The organism is Streptomyces sp. NPDC003042, from assembly GCF_053591315.1.
Genome location: NZ_JBSFTP010000015.1, coordinates 66,816 through 83,135, shown reverse-complemented (window position 1 = coordinate 83,135; position 16,320 = coordinate 66,816). Strand labels below are relative to the sequence as shown.

Here is a 16,320-nt window from a genome sequence, read left to right as displayed (position 1 = left end):
GTGAGGTACCCCGGGACCGCTGTCCTTGGGGCGCCCCTCGACTCCCCCTCACCCCGCAGAGGTCGTCACGCCATGACAGAACTCAACCGCCGCAGGTTCCTGCAGATCGCCGGCGGCACCGCCGCCCTCGCGATGCTCAACGAAAGCATCGCTCGGGCCGCCGCCATCTCGGCGCAGGGCAGCACCGGAACGATCCAGGACATCGAGCACATCGTCGTCCTGATGCAGGAGAATCGTTCCTTCGATCATTACTTCGGGGCGATGAAGGGCGTACGGGGCTTCGGCGACCCGCGGCCGGTCCTCCAGGACAACGGCAAGTCCGTCTTCCACCAGTCCAACGGGACGAAGGACATCCTCCCCTTCCACCCGCAGGCCGATGACCTGGGCATGCAGTACCTCGAAGGCCTCGACCACGACTGGGCCGGCGGCCACCAGGCGTACAACAACGGCAAGTACGACAAGTGGATCCCCGCCAAGACGGCCAACACCATGGCCTACCTGAACCGGAACGACATCCCGTTCCACTACGCGCTCGCCGACGCCTTCACGGTGTGTGATGCGTACCATTGCAGTTTCATCGGTGCCACTGACCCCAACCGCTACTACATGTGGTCGGGCTACACGGGCAACGACGGCACCGGCGGCGGCCCGGTCCTCGGCAACCAGGAAGCCGGTTACGGCTGGAGGACCTACCCCGAGCGCCTGGAGTCCGCCGGGGTCTCCTGGAAGATCTACCAGGACACCGGCGACGGCCTGAACGCCGCCGGCCACTGGGGCTGGATCAACGACGCCTTCCGCGGCAACTACGGCGACAACTCGCTGCTGTACTTCAACTCCTTCCGCAACGCCACCCCGGGCAGCCCCCTGTACGAGAAGGCCCGTACCGGCACCAACGTCAAGGCGGGCGACGGCTACTTCGACCGCCTGCGCGCCGACGTGGCGGGCGGCACACTGCCCCAGATCTCCTGGATCACCGCCCCGGAGGCGTTCAGCGAGCACTCCAACTGGCCGTCGAACTTCGGCGCCTGGTACATCTCCCAGGTCCTGGACGCGCTGACCTCGAACCCGGCGGTGTGGGCGAAGACCGCCCTCTTCATCACCTACGACGAGAACGACGGCTTCTTCGACCACGTGGTCCCGCCGTACCCGCCGGCGTCCTCCTCGTGGGGCCTGTCCACGGCGGACGTGACCGGCGACCTCTACAAGGGCGGCGGCGGTTACGCGGCCGGCGTCTACGGGCTCGGCCCGCGCGTCCCGATGATCGTGGTCTCGCCCTGGAGCAAGGGCGGCTACGTCTGCTCCGAGACCTTCGACCACACCTCGCTCGTCCGGTTCATGGAGCAGCGCTTCGGCGTGCACGAGCCCAACATCTCCCCGTGGCGCCGCGCCGTCTGCGGCGACCTCACCTCCGCCTTCGACTTCGCCCGGGCGGACGCCGCGCCCGCCGCCCTCCCCTCCACGGCCGGATACGTCCCGGCGGACAAGAACCGCCACCCGGACTACGTCCCGACCCCGCCCGCGACCGGCGCCCTGCCCGCGCAGGAGGCGGGCTCCAAGCCGACGCGCGCCCTCGGCTACAGCCCGTACGTGGACGGCAGGGCCATCGTCTCCACCGGCCGGTTCACACTGACCTTCGCCAGTGGTCCCGCCCTCGGCGCCCACTTCCACAGCACCTCGGGCAACCGTACGGACGGCCCCTGGCCCTACACCGTCGAGGCGGGCAAGACCCTCTCGGACACCTGGAGCACCAGCGGCTCCACCGGCAACCAGATCAACCTCACCGTCTGGGGTCCCAACGGCTTCCTGCGCACCTGGAAGGGCCCGGCGAAGAAGGCCGGCCCCGAGGTCACGGCCCGCCACGTGGACGCCACGGGCAACCTCGCGCTCACCCTGTCCAACGCGGGCACGGCCGCGGTGAACCTCACGGTCACCAACGCCTACGGCGGCGGCGCCGCCCAGACCTTCAAGGTGCTGCCCGGCGCGACGGTCTCCCACACGGTCGACCTGCGCGCCACCGGCCGCTGGTACGACGTCAAGGTCGTCTCCGACGCGGACGCCACCTTCCTGCGCCGCTTCGCGGGCCACGTCGAAACCGGCGCCCCGGGCATCTCCGACCCGGCGATCAGGACCGCCTGACGCGATCCCGTACGGGCGAACCGCCCCCTCCACGGCCCGCGAGGTCAACGCTCGCGCTGACCTCGCGGGCCCGAGTCATGGCCGAGTCATGGCCGAGGTCCGCGCCTCGGGCGGCGGTGTGACGGTGGGCGTGGTGGGCAGGACGTACGGCGTCGGTTTCCTTCCGCCCCGCCACCCAAGGGAGAACGCATGGCCATCGCCCACCGCAGGATCGGCACCGGACCCGTCCGCGTCATCGTGCTGCACGACTGGTTCGGAACCTCCGCCAACTGGGGTTCGGTCCTGGACTGCCTGGACCCCGAGGAGTTCTCGTACGCCTTCCTCGACTATCGGGGCTACGGCGAGCGCCGGGACGTGGCCGGCCGCTACAGCCTCCCCGAGATCGCCGACGACGTGCTGGAACTCGCCGACCAGCTCGGCTGGGACACCTTCTCCCTCCTCGGTCACTCCATGGGCGGCAAGGCCGCCCAGCAGGTCCTGGTCCGCGCCCCCGAGCGGATCGAGAAGCTGATCGGGCTCACCCCGGTCCCGGCCGCGCCCTACGCGATGGACGACGCGACCCACGCGCTCTTCTACGGCGCCGCCGAGGACCCGGACAAGCGCCGGATCATCCTCGACCTGGTCACCGGCAACCGCGTCAGCCGCCACTGGCTGGACCGCATGGTCGCGCACTCCCTCGCCGTCTGCCGCCCCGAGGCCTTCGCCGCCTACCTGGCGAGCTGGCAGCCCCTGGACCTGTCCTCGGCGGTGAAGGGCAACACCGTCCCGGTCCTGGTCCTCGTCGGGGAGTACGACCTCGCCCTCACCGCCGAGGTGATGCGCGCCACCTGGTCGCTCTGGTATCCGAACTGCCGCATCGTCACGGTTCCGGGCGCCGGCCACTACCCGCCGCACGAGACCCCCGTGGCCTTCGCCACCGAGGTGGAGGCCTTCCTGCGCGGCTAGACCGCGGCTAGACCGCGGTCGTGCGGGGAAACGCCTGTGGGGGTACGAGGAAACCTCGTACCCCCACAGGGTCATCAGGGTGAGTGACGGGACTTGAACCCGCGGCCACCTGGACCACAACCAGGTGCTCTACCAACTGAGCTACACCCACCACGAAGGGCGGCGGACCACCCGTTCGATGTGCAAGCACAGCATAGCCGATCAGAGGGGTGGTCCCGCGACGCCTTATCCGGCGGACCGGGGGCCGGCCACGGCGCCGGCGGCGTGCGCGACCGCCGCCGACGCGAAGGCCCGCACGACGGGGTGCGGCCGGGTCCCGTCCCCGGCGAGCTCCGGCTGGAAGAGCGTCGCGAGGAAGAAGGGGTGGCCGGGCAGCTCCGCGATGCGCACCTGCCCGTCCTCGTCGTGTCCCGACAGCCGCAGCCCGTGCGCGGCGAGCGCGGGCAGGTGGCGGGGCGTGGGCCCGTAATCGCAGTGGTAGCGCTCCATGCTCCGCTCGGCGCCGAGCGCCGACTCGGCGAGCGAGCCGGGCTCGGCCCGTACGAGCCCCTCGTGCCCGACCAGCGAACAGGCCAGCGGTTCGATCAGCCGGTCCGGCGCTTCGGGGTCGTTCTCGGCGTGCGCGACGGCGCTCAGCCCGCACACGGAGCGGGCGTACTCCAGCAGGGTGTGCTGGAAGCCGCCGCAGGTGCCGAGGAAGGGGATGCCCTCCTCCCGGGCCACCCGGATCGCGGCCAGTGCCCCGGCCTCGCTGGCGTACGGACTGCCCGGCAGCACCCAGACCCCGTCGAAGCGGGACAGGGTCCCCGCGGCGGCCTCGGCCTCGGCGTCGCCCGTGGGGATCCAGCAGGCGTCGAGGACCAGGCCGTCGCGCGAGGCGAGCGCGTCGAGGAGGAGCGGGACCCGGTGGTGGGAGGTCACGTGGGGGGAGCGGTCGCCGACCAGGGCGATCCGTGCGACGGAGGCGGTTGTCATGCGGATCATCCTGCGACCGCGCACGGCTTCAGCGCCAACGATTGTTCCTGCACCCCCCATAAGCGGTGCTGATGCCGCTGTCATGCTGGGGCCATGGACCCGCACCTCCTGCGCACCTTCGTCGCCGTGGCCGGCTCGCCTCCTTCTCGGCCGCCGCCCGCGAGCTCGGGTACACCCAGTCCGCCGTCTCGCAGCAGATCGCCGCGCTGGAGGGCGATCTACGGGCCGAGCTGCTCATCCGCCGGCCCGTCGCGCCGACCCCGGCCGGGGTGCGGCTGCTGGAGCATGCCGGGCCGCTGCTGCTCCGGCTCGACGCGGCGCGCGCCGACGTACTGCGGCTCGCCGCCGCGCCGCCCGGCCGGGTGACGCTCGCCGCGTCCCCGCTCGCCGTCGGGCCCCGGCTCCTCGCCGCCCTGCCGGCCACCGGGGTCACCCTGCGCGTGCTGCCCCCGGCCGAGGTGCCCGCCGCCGTCGCCACCGGCGGCTGCGACCTCGGGCTCGTCGACGGCCTGGCCGCGCCCAGCGACCCCCTGCGGCTGCCGGACGTGGCCCCGCTCACCGTGACCGGGATCGGTGAGGAGGAGCTGGCCGTGCTGCTGCCCGCCGGGCACCCCTTCGCCGGGCGGGCCGGCGTCCGGCTGGACGATCTGGCCGACGCTCGCTGGCTCGACGCCCCCGGGGTGGGGCTGCCGCTGACCGCCGCCCGCGGCTCCGTGCGTTACGAGGGCACCGACCTGCTCGCCCTCTGCGCCCTGGCCGCGGCCGGGCACGGCCTCGCGCTGCTGCCGCGCCGCGTCGCGGAGGCCGCCGGCGCGGGGGTCGCCGTACCGCTGTCCGTGCCGCGCCTGGTGCACCGTACGGAACTCCTCTCGCCCGGCGCCCCGACCGGCGCGGCCGCTGCGCTTGCCGCCCGGCTCGCGGCAGGATCCCCCCATGACATATGACGCCGCAATGCTCACCGACCCCGCCGGGCCGCCCGCCCCCACTCCCTTCACGACCGCCGACTACGCCGCCCGGATGGCCGCCGCCGCGCGGAGCGCCGCCGACGCGGGACTGGCCGGGCTGCTGATCTCCCCCGGACCCGACCTCGTACACCTCACCGGCTACCGCCCCACCGCCGAGACCGAGCGGCTGACCCTGCTCGTGCTCGCCGCCGGGCAGGAGCCGGTGCTCGTCGTCCCGGCGCTGGAGGCGCCCGACGCGGCGAAGGCCCCCGGCGCGGGCGCGCTGACGCTGCGCGACTGGACCGACGGCAGGAACCCGTACGGCGTCACCGCGCCGCTCCTGGACGTGAGCGGCCGCTTCGGGGTCAGCGACAACACCTGGGCGCTGCATCTGCTCGGCCTCCAGCGGGAGTTGCCCGCCACCACCTATGCTCCGCTCACCGACGCCCTGCCCATGCTCCGCGCGGTCAAGGACGAGCGGGAACTGGCCCGGCTCGCCGCCGCCGGAGCCGCCGCGGACGCCGCGTACGCGCAGATCCTGCACGTCCCCTTCGCGGGCCGCCGGGAGAGCGACGTGGCCGCCGACCTGGCCGGGCTGCTGCGCGTGCACGGCCACGCCCAGGTGGACTTCACGGTGGTCGGCTCCGGTCCCAACGGGGCCAACCCACACCACGAAGCAGGTTCACGTGTGATCGTGCACGGTGACATGGTCGTCCTTGACTTCGGCGGCCTCAAGCACGGCTACGGATCCGACATCTCCCGCACCGTCCACGTCGGCGAGCCCACCGCGGAGGAACAGCGCGTCCATGACATCGTCCGCGAGGCCCAGCAGGCCGGGGTGGCGGCGGTCCGGCCCGGCGTCGCCTGCCAGGAGGTGGACCGGGCGGCCCGCGCGGTGATCACCGAGTTCGGCTACGGCGAGCGCTTCATCCACCGCACCGGCCACGGCATCGGCGTCACCACGCACGAGCCGCCGTACATGGTCGAGGGCGAGGAGCAGCCCCTCGTCCCCGGCATGTGCTTCTCCGTCGAGCCCGGCATTTACCTGCCCGGCCGCTTCGGCGTGCGGATCGAGGACATCGTGACGGTGACCGAGAACGGCGGGCGCCGCCTGAACAACGCCCCCCGTGAGCTGGCGATCGTGGAATAGGCACGGGCCCGGAGCGGTCACGGACCCAGGACGACCGCCGACTCGCCCGGCAGGTGGATCCGTCCGTCCGCGCCGGGATGGTGGACGAGATCCCAGGCGGCCAGGACCCGTACCCCGTTGCGGCCCAGCGCGATCGTCACCGGCTCGGGGGCCAGGTTCACCGCCACGCGTACGTCGCCCCGCCGGAAGGTCAGCCAGCGGCGCTCCTCGTCGTAGGCGACCCGGACCGCCGCGAGGTCCGGGTCGCGCAGGTCCGGATGGGTGCGGCGCAGCGAGACCAGCATCCGGTACCAGGCCAGCAGCCGGGCGTGCGGGGCCCGCTCGGGCTCGGCCCAGTCCAGACAGGAGCGGTCGCGGGTGGCGGGGTCCTGCGGGTCCGGGATCTCCTCGGCCTTCCAGCCGTGCGCCGCGAACTCCCGGCGGCGGCCCGTGCGCACGGCCTCGGCGAGCCGCGGGTCCTGGTGGTCGGTGAAGTACTGCCAGGGCGTGCCCGCGCCCCACTCCTCGCCCATGAACAGCATCGGTACGAACGGCCCCGTCAGCGCCACCGTCGCCGCGCAGGCCAGCAGCCCGGGGGAGAGGGAGGCCGAGAGCCGGTCGCCCAGCGCCCGGTTGCCGATCTGGTCGTGGGTCTGGGTGTAGCCGACGAAACGGTGCGCGGGCGTGCGGCGGCGGTCCACCGGGCGGCCGTGGGTTCGGCCCCGGAAGGAGGACCGGGTGCCGTCGTGGAAGAAGGCCCGGGTCAGGGTCTTGGCGAGGCCGGCGAGCGGGGCCTCGGCGAAGTCGGCGTAGTACCCCTGGGACTCACCGGTGAGCGCGCAGTGCAGGGTGTGGTGGAAGTCGTCGTTCCACTGGGCGTGCACGCCGAGGCCTCCGCAGGACCGCGCCGTGGTCAGGCGTGGGTCGCACTGGTCGGACTCGGCGATGAGGAACAGCGGCCGCGCGGCTTCCGACGCCAGCTGGTCCACGGCCGCCGCCAGTTCCTCCACGAAGGTCAGCGCCCGCCCGTCGGCCAGCGCGTGCACGGCGTCGAGCCGCAGCCCGTCGATCCGGTAGTCCCGCAGCCAGGCCAGCGCGCTGCCGATGAGGTACGCGCGGACCTCGTCGGATCCGGGCGCGTCCAGGTTCACCGCCGAGCCCCACGGGGTGTGGTGGGTGTCGGTGAAGTACGGGCCGAAGGCGGGCAGGTGGTTGCCGGAGGGGCCCAGGTGGTTGTGGACCACGTCCAGCACCACGCCCAGGCCGGCGGTGTGCGCCGCGTCCACGAACCGGGCCAGTCCGGCGGGGCCGCCGTAGGGCTCGTGGACCGCCCACGGCGCGACCCCGTCGTACCCCCAGCCGTGCCGGCCGGGGAACGGGCAGACCGGCATCAGCTCGACGTGCGTGACACCGAGCGCGGTGAGGTGCCCGAGGCGGGCGGCGGCCGCGTCGAAGGTGCCCTCGGGGGTGAAGGTGCCGATGTGCAGCTCGTACAGGACCGCGTCCTGGAGCGGCGTGCGGGGCGGGGGTTCGCGGGGGGTGAGGGCCTCGAGGTCGACGACCGCCGAGAGGCCGTCCGGTCCGTCCGGCAGCCGCCGCCCTCGCGGGTCCGGATGTACGGCCGGATCGTCGCCGAGCAGGAACCCGTAGCGGTCACCGTCGGCGGCCGGGGCCTCGACGACCCACCAGCCGTCACGGTCCGGTCCCGGATCGGGTGCCATGTCATAGGTGGCGTCGTTCAGTCGCATTGCAACTTGACCTGTCAGCGGTGCCCACACCTCGAACTGCACGGACGGTCCCCTCGTCTCCGGCGGTGTCCAGCATGCGTATCGTGCCCATCATTCCGGCCCTGGCGGGGGAGTTCTGGACACTCCACCCCCGACGGGCCGACAATCACCCTGTGACGTCGAGTTTTGAGTTCTCCGCCTATCCCGCGCCGCGGCTCTCCGACGCCGAGCGCGACCGGGTGCTCGGCCAGCTCAGGGAGGGTGCCGCCGTCGGCAAGCTGTCGCACGACACCTTCCTGCGCCGGATGGAACTCGCGCTGGCCGCCCGCCGATCCGAGGACCTCGCCGTCCTCACCGCCGACCTCCAGACCCGCCAGGGCACCGAAAGCCGGTGGACCAGTCGGCTCTTCGGCTGGGTGGGCCGGGCCTCGGCCCTGTCGGTCGGAGTCCGGCGTGCCTGGCAGGCGGAACGGCTGCCCAAACTGCTCCTGCCGCACCCGGGCGGCGGGCCGCTGCGCATCGGCCGTGATCCCGGCAACGGGCTGCGGCTCAGCCACGAAACCGTCTCTCGGGCCCACGCCGAGCTGCGCCTGCGCGACGGGACGTGGGTGCTCAAGGACCTCGGATCGACCAACGGCACCACCGTCAACGGCCGCCGCGTGACCGGCTCGGCCGTGGTCCGGGACGGGGACCAGGTCGGCTTCGGACGGATTACCTTCCGGCTGTCCGCGAGCTGACCGGGGCAGTGCGGAAGGGCGTACGGGGGCCGTGCGGGGCGCGGGACGGGCGTGGCGCAGGATGACCGCATGGAACACACGTCTGTGGTGCGCCCGGCGCGCCCCGGGGATCTGCCCCGCCTCGTCGAACTGATCCACGAGCACATCGCGTACGAGCGCTCCGCGCCCCGCCCGCCGGGCCTCGCCGACCGGCTCGGCCCGCAACTGTTCGCGCAGGAGCCCCGGCTGTGGGCGCTGCTGGCCGAGACGCCCGGGGGCGCGGTCGTCGGATACGCGGCCTGCTCAGCGGAGTTCGCGTTCTGGGACGCCCGGTACTACCTGCACATGGACTGCCTCTACCTCACCGAGGACGCACGCGGACACGGCCTCGGCGCCGCCCTGATGGACGGCGTCGCGGCCCTCGGCCGCGACCTCGGCCTCGACCACGTGCAGTGGCAGACCCCCGACTGGAACGAGGGCGCGATCCGTTTCTACGACCGCCTCGGCGCGACCGGCTCGCCCAAGCGCCGCTACGCCTGGCCGGTGTAGGCGCTACGGGGCTACGGCGCTACGGGGCTACGGGGCTACGGCGCTACGGCGCCGCGCGGTTACGGCGCCAAGGAGGCCGCCAGGAGGCGGTCGTGGGTGGCCAGGACCGTGCGCGACTGGTGTTCCACCTGGGTGGCCACCGGGATCCAGCGGGCCTGGAAGCGGGCCGCGAACTCCTCGCACCAGCCCGTCACGAGGCTGTCCAGAGCGGGCGCCGCCGGATGGGTCAGGGCCCGTAGCACCCGTAGGAGCATCGCGGCGGCGCGCAGCGACAATCGCCGCCCGAAGGCGTCGATGCTGCCGATGGAGGCCGCGGTCGCCTCGGCGGGGGCACGGGGGCCCGTCCACTCGGCGGTGACCCGGGGGATCAGAGCCAGCGTCCAGTCCACCGCGCGCAGCAGCGCGGCGGCGGCCGGGTCCGGGCTCCGGATCCCGTCCGGCAGGCCTACGCGCAGGCCGTCCCGCAGGCCTTCCCGCAGGCCGGACACCCGCGCTGCGTCCGCGGTGAGCCGCTCGGCGAGCATCCGCAGGGCGCGCCGCGGGTCCGGGTGCGGGGCGGGGTCGTCGACCAGGTCGGAGGCCCACATGGGGACTTCGACGACCGCGGTGGTGCCGTAGTGGCGGTGGGCGTGGTACCAGGTGCTGAGCCGGGTGTCCTCGGGGTGGAAGGCTCCGGCGGTGTCGGTGCCCGGCTGCGGCATCACGAAGATCCCGGGCCCGGGGGAGGCCCAGCCGGCCGCGTCCGAGGCTCCCGTCTCCACCGGGATCCGCAGCTCGGCCGCCGATGCGGCGAACGGTTCGGCGAGGCCCGGTATGTCCCGGGTGAGCTGCACCCAGGACCCGCCGAGATCCGTACCGTGCAGGGAGACCTGGAGGACGGGCCGCAGCTCGTCGATGAGGGCGGTCAGGGCGAGGGTCTCGGGCGGCAGCCGGTCCGGGGGCAGTAAGGAGGGGGCCCACTCGGGCTGTTCGGGACCGGGGGGCCGGAAGAAGTTGCGGTGGTAGTCCAGCAGCGAGTGCGGGCGGGGCGTGCGGTGCAGCTCCGCGCCGTCCGGGTCGGCGCAGAGCAGGAAGTGCCAGCCGGCCCGGGAGCGCCCGGGATCCCGGACGATCCGCCGGGCGAGCGAGAGGGCGGTCGCGCCGCCGACGGGCTCGTTGGCGTGGGCGCCCGCGACGACGAGGACTTCGCCGCCGCCCTCGCCGGGTACGGAGAGCAGCCAGAGCGGACGGCCGGCGCGGGAGGTGCCGGCCTGGCGGAGCCGCACCCGGGCGGGGTGCTGCTCCGCCAGCGCGCGGGCGGCCAGGGCGAGTTCGTGTGGGGTGGGATAGCACATGTCACGGAGGAGGGTCACATGTGATGCCATTCCCGCCGGGCGTACCCGCTACTGCTCCGCCCGCCCCGCACTTCGCGGAACCTGCTCCGCCCGGACCAGGGCCACCGCCGGAGCCGCGGCCAGCAGGGTGCCCAGCTCCACCTGGCCCTCGTACGCCGGTCCCGGCCGTGTGAGCGCCGTCCAGCGGCCCGCGGGGAGCGGCAGGGTGGTGCCCCGCCAGCCGCCCGAGACGGCCAGCCGGTGCGAGAGACGGGTGGCCACCGCGACGAGGCCGGCCGAGCGGGCGAAGGCGACACAGTGCTCCGCCGCCGGCCCCCGGGCCGCCAGCGCGGCGTACCCGGTGAAAAGGGCGGGCCGGTCACGGCGCAGCCGCAGCAGGGCCGCCGTCAGCGCGAGCTTCTCCCCCGCCACGCCGTCCGGACGCGCGCCCCCGTCCAGCGCGGCCAGTGCCTCCCGCGCGAAGACGGCCGGGCGGCGGTTGTCCGGGTCTACCAGCGCCCGGTACTCGCTCTCCGCGCCCTGGTAGACCTCCGGGACGCCCGGCATCGCCAGGTGCAGCAGGGTCATGCCGAGCACGTTCGCCCGGGCCGCCTCGTCCAGTTCCGGCGGCAGCCCGGCCGCCTCCGAGGGGACGAATTCGGCGATCCGCGCCTCGTACGCCTCGTCGGGGTCGGTCCACGACGTACGCAGCCCCGCCTCCCGCGCGGCCTTCAGCAGGGCCGCCGCCAGCCGGGCCGCCCGCTCGGGGGCCTCACCGAGGCCCAGCGCGCTCTGTCGGGCCACCCAGGCGAGCTGTGGATCGGGCCCGCGCTGCCCGGCCATCAGTTCCGGGGCCTGCGAGAGCACCGCGATCCGGGCCCGGACGTCGGCGCTGCGCTTGGTGTCGTGCGTGGACAGCGCCGTCCCCGAGGCGGGCCAGTCCCGTTCCAGCTCCGCGCAGTACGCGTGGAACTCCGCGACCCCCACCGTCGGGGCCCCCGGCTCCCCGCCGACCTCGGTGGCCGACAGCAGCGGGGCCCAGCGGTAGAAGGCCCGGTCCTCCAGGGACTTGGCGCGCAGGGCCGCCGAGGTCTGCGCGAAGCGCGCCGCGAAGGCCGGATCCCGCAGCACGAGGCCCTGTACGCCGTCCACCGCGCCGGCGCCCGCCTGCCGGGCCGCCCGCTCCACGGCCTTCGGCGCCAGGCCGGCTTCGCCGGGGTACGGCCGGTAGACCGGATAGGCGATGAGCAACTCCCGTACGGCGGGCGCCAGTTCCGGCCCCGCTTGCCGCTCCAGCGTCGCCAGCTCGGCGGCGAGGTCGACGGTCAGCACCTCCCGCGCGCACGCCGAGGCGGTCTCCTCCCAGGACGGCAGGGCCGTGGAGCGCTCGTACATGCGGGCCAGTTCCGCCGCGCCCGCCGGATCCGTGAACAGCCCGTCCACCCGGTGCAGCGCGTCGTACCCGGTCGTGCCCGCCACCGGCCATCCAGCGGGCAGCCGCTCGTCGCGGGCCAGGATCTTCTCGACCACCATCCAGCAGTCGCCGCCCACGGCCGCCCGCAGCCGCCGCAGGTACCCCTCCGGATCCGCCAGCCCGTCCACGTGGTCGATCCGCAGGCCGTCCAGCACCCCGTCCCGCACCAGCTCCAGCACCTTGGCGTGCGTGGCGGCGAAGACGGCCGGGTCCTCCACCCGCACCCCGATCAGGTCCGAGATGGTGAAGAACCGCCGGTAGTTGAGGGCGGTGCGGGCCTCGCGCCACCACGCCGGCCGGTACCACTGCGCGGCCAGCAGCTCCGGCAGCGGCAGACCGCCCGTCCCGGCCCGCAGCGGGAACTCCCGCTCCCCGTACCGCAGTACGTCGCCGCGCGCCTCGACGGCGCAGGACTCGGCGGGCTCGCCGAGCACCGGCATCAGCACCTGCCCGCCGCCCGCCTCCCAGTCGATGTCGAACCAGCGCGCGTACGGGGAGTGCGGCCCCTCCCGCAGTACCTCCCACAGGGGGTGGTTGAGCCACAGCGGCGCCGGCACCGCCATGTGGTTCGGCACGATGTCGAGCACCAGGCCGAGCCCGCGGCGGCGAGCGGCCGCGGCGAGCGCCCGCAGGCCCGGCTCGCCGCCCAGCTCCGTGCGCACCCGAGAGTGATCGGTGACGTCGTACCCGTGCGCCGAGCCGGGCACCGCCTCCAGCACGGGGGAGAGGTGCAGGTGCGACACGCCGAGCGAGGCGAGGTGCGGTACGGCCGCCTCGGCCGCCGCGAAGGGGAATTCCGGGCGCAGTTGGAGGCGGTACGTCGACGCCGGGGCGAAAGGTGCCGGAACGTCGGATACCGGGCGGCTGGGTGACTGCGGCTGGCTCATGAGAACGTACGTACCCAGCCTGCCGGATTCCGTGCCATTACCCCATGCATACGGGTGACTGCGGGTGGTTAGTGTCGATCAGGTGGCTGGAACCGTCAACACCTATCGAAAAGTCATCGCCCTGACCGGGCCCCTACTGCCGCTCGTCTCGTTCTTCGCCCGACTGCCCGTCGCGATGTCCCAGTTCGGAAGTTTCCTGCTGGTCGCCCAGACCAGCGGCTCCCTTGCCACGGCCGGCATCGTCGGTGGCACCCTCTCGGCCGGCCAGGTGGTCTTCGGGCCCGTCCTGGGCCGGCTCGCCGACCGCCACGGGCAGCGGACCGTCGTACTGGCCGCCGCCGCGGTCAACGCCGTCGCCACCGCCGCCCTGGTCGCCGGAGCCCTCGGCGGCCTCGCGACCGTGCCGCTCGCCGCGATCGGCGCCCTCACCGGCGCGTCCGTACCGCTGATCGGGCCGCTCGCCCGGACCCGTTCCGTGGCCCTCGCGCACCGCGCCGAGTCGGACGAGAAGGTGGTGGGCGCCGTCCACTCGCTCGAAGGCACCCTCGACGAGATCTCCTTCGTCTTCGGCCCCGCCCTCGTCGGGATCGCCGCGCTCCTCGCGCACCCGGCCATCGCCCTCGGCGGCGCGGCCGGACTCGTCGCCGTCTTCGGTACCGCCTACGCGCTGCACCCGACCGCCGCCGTCACGGCCGGGACGCCCGCGGCGCGGGCCCGCGACAAGGAGCGTCGCCGCAGGGTCCGCCAGCCGGGCGTGGTGTACGCCGTCCGCGGCTCGCTCGCCCTCCAGGGGGCCATGTTCGGCGCCTGCCAGGCCGGGATCGCCGCACTCACCGCCCGACTGGGCGTCCCCGGCCAGGCCGCCGTCGTGTACGCCGCCATGGGAGTCGTCAGCGCCGCCGTGGGCCTCGCGCTCGGCGCGCTGCCCGCCCGCTTCGGACTGCGGCTGCGCTGGCGGGTGGCCACCGGCGCCGCGCTGGTGCTCTCGGTGCCCCTGCTGTTCACCGACGCCCTGTGGCCGCTGTACGCCGTCGTCACCGTGCTCGGTGCCGCGTACGCGCCCCACCTGATCACCGCCTTCGCGCTCACCGAGCGGGTCGTGGATCCCGCCCGGCTCGGCGAGTCGACGGCCTTCGCCGCCAGCTCGCTCGTCGCCGGGCAGGCCGTCGCGCTGCCCGTCTCCGGGCGGCTCGCCGAGTGGTACGGGCCCGCCGGGGCCTTCGCCGTGGCCGTGGGGGCGGCCGCGCTGAGCCTGACCCTCGCGCTCGTCACCCGCGTGCCCTCCACCCGTACCGGCGTCACCACCTTCGTCCCGGCCCGGCGGACCGCCTCACCGGCCGTCGGTGAGACCACCACCTACGCCGGGCGCTGAAGCACCACCACACACCGTCCGGTCAGTGCCACCCGGTCCCCGGCCGCGTACTGCGGCCCGGTGTCGGGTGGCAGCACGCCCGCCCGAGCCGTGTCCACCACGAGCCGCCACCGCGCGCCGTGCCCGGCGGGCACGGTGAAGTCCTGGGGATCGGCGCCCGCGTTGAACATCAGCAGGAACGAATCGTCGGTGATCCGCTCCCCGCGCGAGCCGGGTTCGGAGATCGCCTCCCCGTTGAGGAACACCGTCAGCGCCCGGGCGTGCTGCGCCTGCCAGTCCCGGGCCCGCATCTCCTCGCCGTGCGGGGTGAACCAGGCGATGTCGGAGAGCTCGTCGTGCGTGCCCTCCACCGGCCGGCCGTGGAAGAACCGGCGCCGCCGGAACACCGGGTGGTCGCGCCGCAGCCAGACCATCCGCCGGGTGAACTCGAGCAGCGCGGGCGCCGGTTTGCCCGGCTCCGGCCACGTCACCCACGACAGCTCGTTGTCCTGGCAGTAGGCGTTGTTGTTGCCGTCCTGGGTGCGGGCGAACTCGTCGCCGTGGCTGAGCATCGGCACGCCCTGCGACAGCATCAGGGTGGCGATGAAGTTGCGCATCTGGCGCTCGCGCAGCTCCAGGATCTCGGGATCATCGGTCGGCCCCTCGACGCCGCAGTTCCAGGAGCGGTTGTGGGTCTCGCCATCCCGGTTGCCCTCCCGGTTCGCCTCGTTGTGCTTCTCGTTGTAGGCCACGAGATCGTGCAGTGTGAAACCGTCATGGCACGTGGTGAAGTTGATGGACGCCAGCGGGCGCCGCCCGTCGTCCTGGTAGAGGTCGGAGGAGCCGGTCAGCCGCCCGGCGAACTCCGCCAGCGTGCGCGGCTGCCCGCGCCACAAGTCCCGTACGGTGTCCCGGTACTTGCCGTTCCACTCGGTCCACAGTGGTGGGAAGTTGCCCACCTGGTAGCCGCCCTCGCCCAGGTCCCAGGGCTCCGCGATCAGCTTCACCTGGCTCACCACCGGGTCCTGCTGCACCAGGTCGAAGAACGAGGAGAGCCGGTCCACCTCGTGGAACTGCCGGGCGAGCGTCGCCGCCAGGTCGAAGCGGAAGCCGTCCACGTGCATCTCGGTCACCCAGTAGCGCAGCGAGTCCATGATCAGCTGGAGCACGTGCGGGGAGCGCATGAGGAGTGAGTTCCCCGTGCCGGTGGTGTCGGTGTAATGGCGCATGTCATCCGACAGCCGGTAGTACGACGCATTGTCCAGCCCGCGGAAGGACAGCGTCGGGCCCAGATGGTTGCCCTCGGCGGTGTGGTTGTAGACCACGTCCAGGATCACCTCGATCCCCGCCTCGTGCAGGGCCCGGACCGCCGACTTGAACTCCAGCACCTGCTGACCGCGGTCCCCGGAGGCGTAGCCGTTGTGCGGGGCGAAGAACCCGATGGTGTTGTAGCCCCAGTAGTTGCTCAGCCCGTCGTTCGCGAGGCGGTGGTCGTTCACGTACTGGTGTACGGGCATCAGCTCCAGCGCCGTCACCCCGAGCTTCGTCAGATGCCCGATCACCGCCGGGTGCGCGAGCGCCCCGTAGGTCCCCCGCAGCTCCTCGGGTAGATCGGGATGACGCATGGTCAGGCCCTTGACGTGCGCCTCGTAGAGCACGGTGTGGTGGTACTCGTGGCGCGGCGGGCGGTCGTTCGCCCAGTCGAAGTACGGGTTCACCACGACCGAACTCATCGTGTGCGGCGCCGAGTCCAGATCGTTGCGCGAGTCCGGCCGGCCGAAGTGGTACCCGTACACCTCCTCGCCCCAGCCGATACCGCCGCTGATGGCCCGCGCGTACGGGTCCAGCAGCAGCTTCGCCGCGTTGCAGCGGTGCCCGCGCTCGGGCTCGTACGGTCCGTGGACACGCAGCCCGTAGCGCTGGCCCGGCATGATCCCGGGCAGATAGGCGTGCCGGACGAAGGCATCCGTCTCGCGCAGCTCGACGGCGGTCTCCGAGCCGTCGTCGTGCAGCAGACACAGCTCGATGCGTCGGGCGGCCTCGGAGTAGACCGCGAAGTTGGTTCCGGCGCCGTCGTACGTGGCGCCCAGCGGGTACGCCTGTCCCGGCCAGACCTGCATAGATAACGACTCTTCCCATCCTGGTCCGGTCTGATCCGGCGTGGATCACGTCAC

General features: G+C 73.5%; 11 protein-coding genes, 1 tRNA gene and 1 pseudogene. 7 read left to right on the top strand and 6 right to left on the bottom strand.

What is annotated here, in order from left to right; translation table 11 throughout:
• Positions 1 to 72 precede the first annotated feature (72 nt).
• Complete coding sequence (locus ACWDYJ_RS11475) at positions 73 to 2,136, top strand: phosphocholine-specific phospholipase C (RefSeq protein WP_451565283.1); 2,064 nt, start codon at positions 73 to 75, stop codon at positions 2,134 to 2,136.
• Between the two features lie 189 nt (positions 2,137 to 2,325).
• Positions 2,326 to 3,081: an alpha/beta fold hydrolase gene (locus ACWDYJ_RS11470; RefSeq protein ID WP_451565282.1), complete on the top strand. Its 756-nt coding sequence runs from the start codon at positions 2,326 to 2,328 to the stop codon at positions 3,079 to 3,081.
• A 78-nt stretch (positions 3,082 to 3,159) separates the two neighbouring features.
• Here ACWDYJ_RS11470 and ACWDYJ_RS11465 read toward each other — a convergent pair.
• Positions 3,160 to 3,232 (bottom strand) — tRNA-His (locus ACWDYJ_RS11465).
• 74 nt (positions 3,233 to 3,306) lie between these two features.
• Positions 3,307 to 4,056, bottom strand: a complete 750-nt coding sequence (locus tag ACWDYJ_RS11460; protein ID WP_451565281.1) for a CTP synthase C-terminal region-related (seleno)protein — start codon at positions 4,054 to 4,056, stop codon at positions 3,307 to 3,309.
• 93 nt (positions 4,057 to 4,149) lie between these two features.
• On the opposite strand from ACWDYJ_RS11460, the pseudogene ACWDYJ_RS11455 reads away from it, so the two are divergent.
• Both ACWDYJ_RS11455 and ACWDYJ_RS11450 read left to right on the top strand, forming a co-directional pair.
• Positions 4,150 to 5,000, top strand: a pseudogene (locus tag ACWDYJ_RS11455) (LysR family transcriptional regulator).
• Positions 4,990 to 6,150, top strand: coding sequence for an aminopeptidase P family protein (locus ACWDYJ_RS11450; RefSeq protein WP_451565280.1), 1,161 nt, complete (start codon positions 4,990 to 4,992; stop codon positions 6,148 to 6,150). Before ACWDYJ_RS11455 ends, ACWDYJ_RS11450 begins: the two are co-directional and overlap by 11 nt.
• Positions 6,151 to 6,167: 17 nt before the next feature.
• Here ACWDYJ_RS11450 and treZ read toward each other — a convergent pair whose 3' ends face one another.
• A complete protein-coding gene (gene treZ, locus ACWDYJ_RS11445) occupies positions 6,168 to 7,919 on the bottom strand; it encodes a malto-oligosyltrehalose trehalohydrolase (RefSeq protein WP_451565279.1) in 1,752 nt (583 codons plus the stop codon).
• Between the two features lie 110 nt (positions 7,920 to 8,029).
• On the opposite strand from treZ, the gene ACWDYJ_RS11440 reads away from it, so the two are divergent.
• Together ACWDYJ_RS11440 and ACWDYJ_RS11435 are read left to right on the top strand one after the other, a co-directional pair.
• Entirely contained in the window at positions 8,030 to 8,593 is a 564-nt protein-coding gene (locus ACWDYJ_RS11440) for an FHA domain-containing protein (RefSeq protein ID WP_451565278.1), read from the top strand.
• Positions 8,594 to 8,662: 69 nt separating this feature from the next.
• Entirely contained in the window at positions 8,663 to 9,121 is a 459-nt protein-coding gene (locus ACWDYJ_RS11435) for an N-acetyltransferase family protein (RefSeq protein ID WP_451565277.1), read from the top strand.
• 59 nt (positions 9,122 to 9,180) lie between these two features.
• Here the strand turns inward: ACWDYJ_RS11435 and ACWDYJ_RS11430 are convergent, their stop codons facing one another.
• Both ACWDYJ_RS11430 and treY read right to left on the bottom strand, forming a co-directional pair.
• Complete coding sequence (locus ACWDYJ_RS11430; RefSeq protein ID WP_451565315.1) at positions 9,181 to 10,473, bottom strand: M14 family zinc carboxypeptidase; 1,293 nt, start codon at positions 10,471 to 10,473, stop codon at positions 9,181 to 9,183.
• Positions 10,474 to 10,503: 30 nt separating this feature from the next.
• On the bottom strand, positions 10,504 to 12,795 hold the full coding sequence (gene treY / locus ACWDYJ_RS11425; protein ID WP_451565276.1) for a malto-oligosyltrehalose synthase: 2,292 nt from the start codon (positions 12,793 to 12,795) through the stop codon (positions 10,504 to 10,506).
• Positions 12,796 to 12,877: 82 nt separating this feature from the next.
• Between treY and ACWDYJ_RS11420 the strand changes: the two genes are divergently transcribed.
• Positions 12,878 to 14,167, top strand: coding sequence for an MFS transporter (locus ACWDYJ_RS11420; protein ID WP_451565275.1), 1,290 nt, complete (start codon positions 12,878 to 12,880; stop codon positions 14,165 to 14,167).
• Here the strand turns inward: ACWDYJ_RS11420 and glgX are convergent.
• Positions 14,152 to 16,266 (bottom strand): glycogen debranching protein GlgX, encoded by a 2,115-nt coding sequence (glgX, locus tag ACWDYJ_RS11415; protein WP_451565274.1) that lies wholly within the window; start codon positions 16,264 to 16,266, stop codon positions 14,152 to 14,154. The two genes, ACWDYJ_RS11420 and glgX, sit on opposite strands and share 16 nt — an antisense overlap.
• Between the last annotated feature and the right edge of the window lie 54 nt (positions 16,267 to 16,320).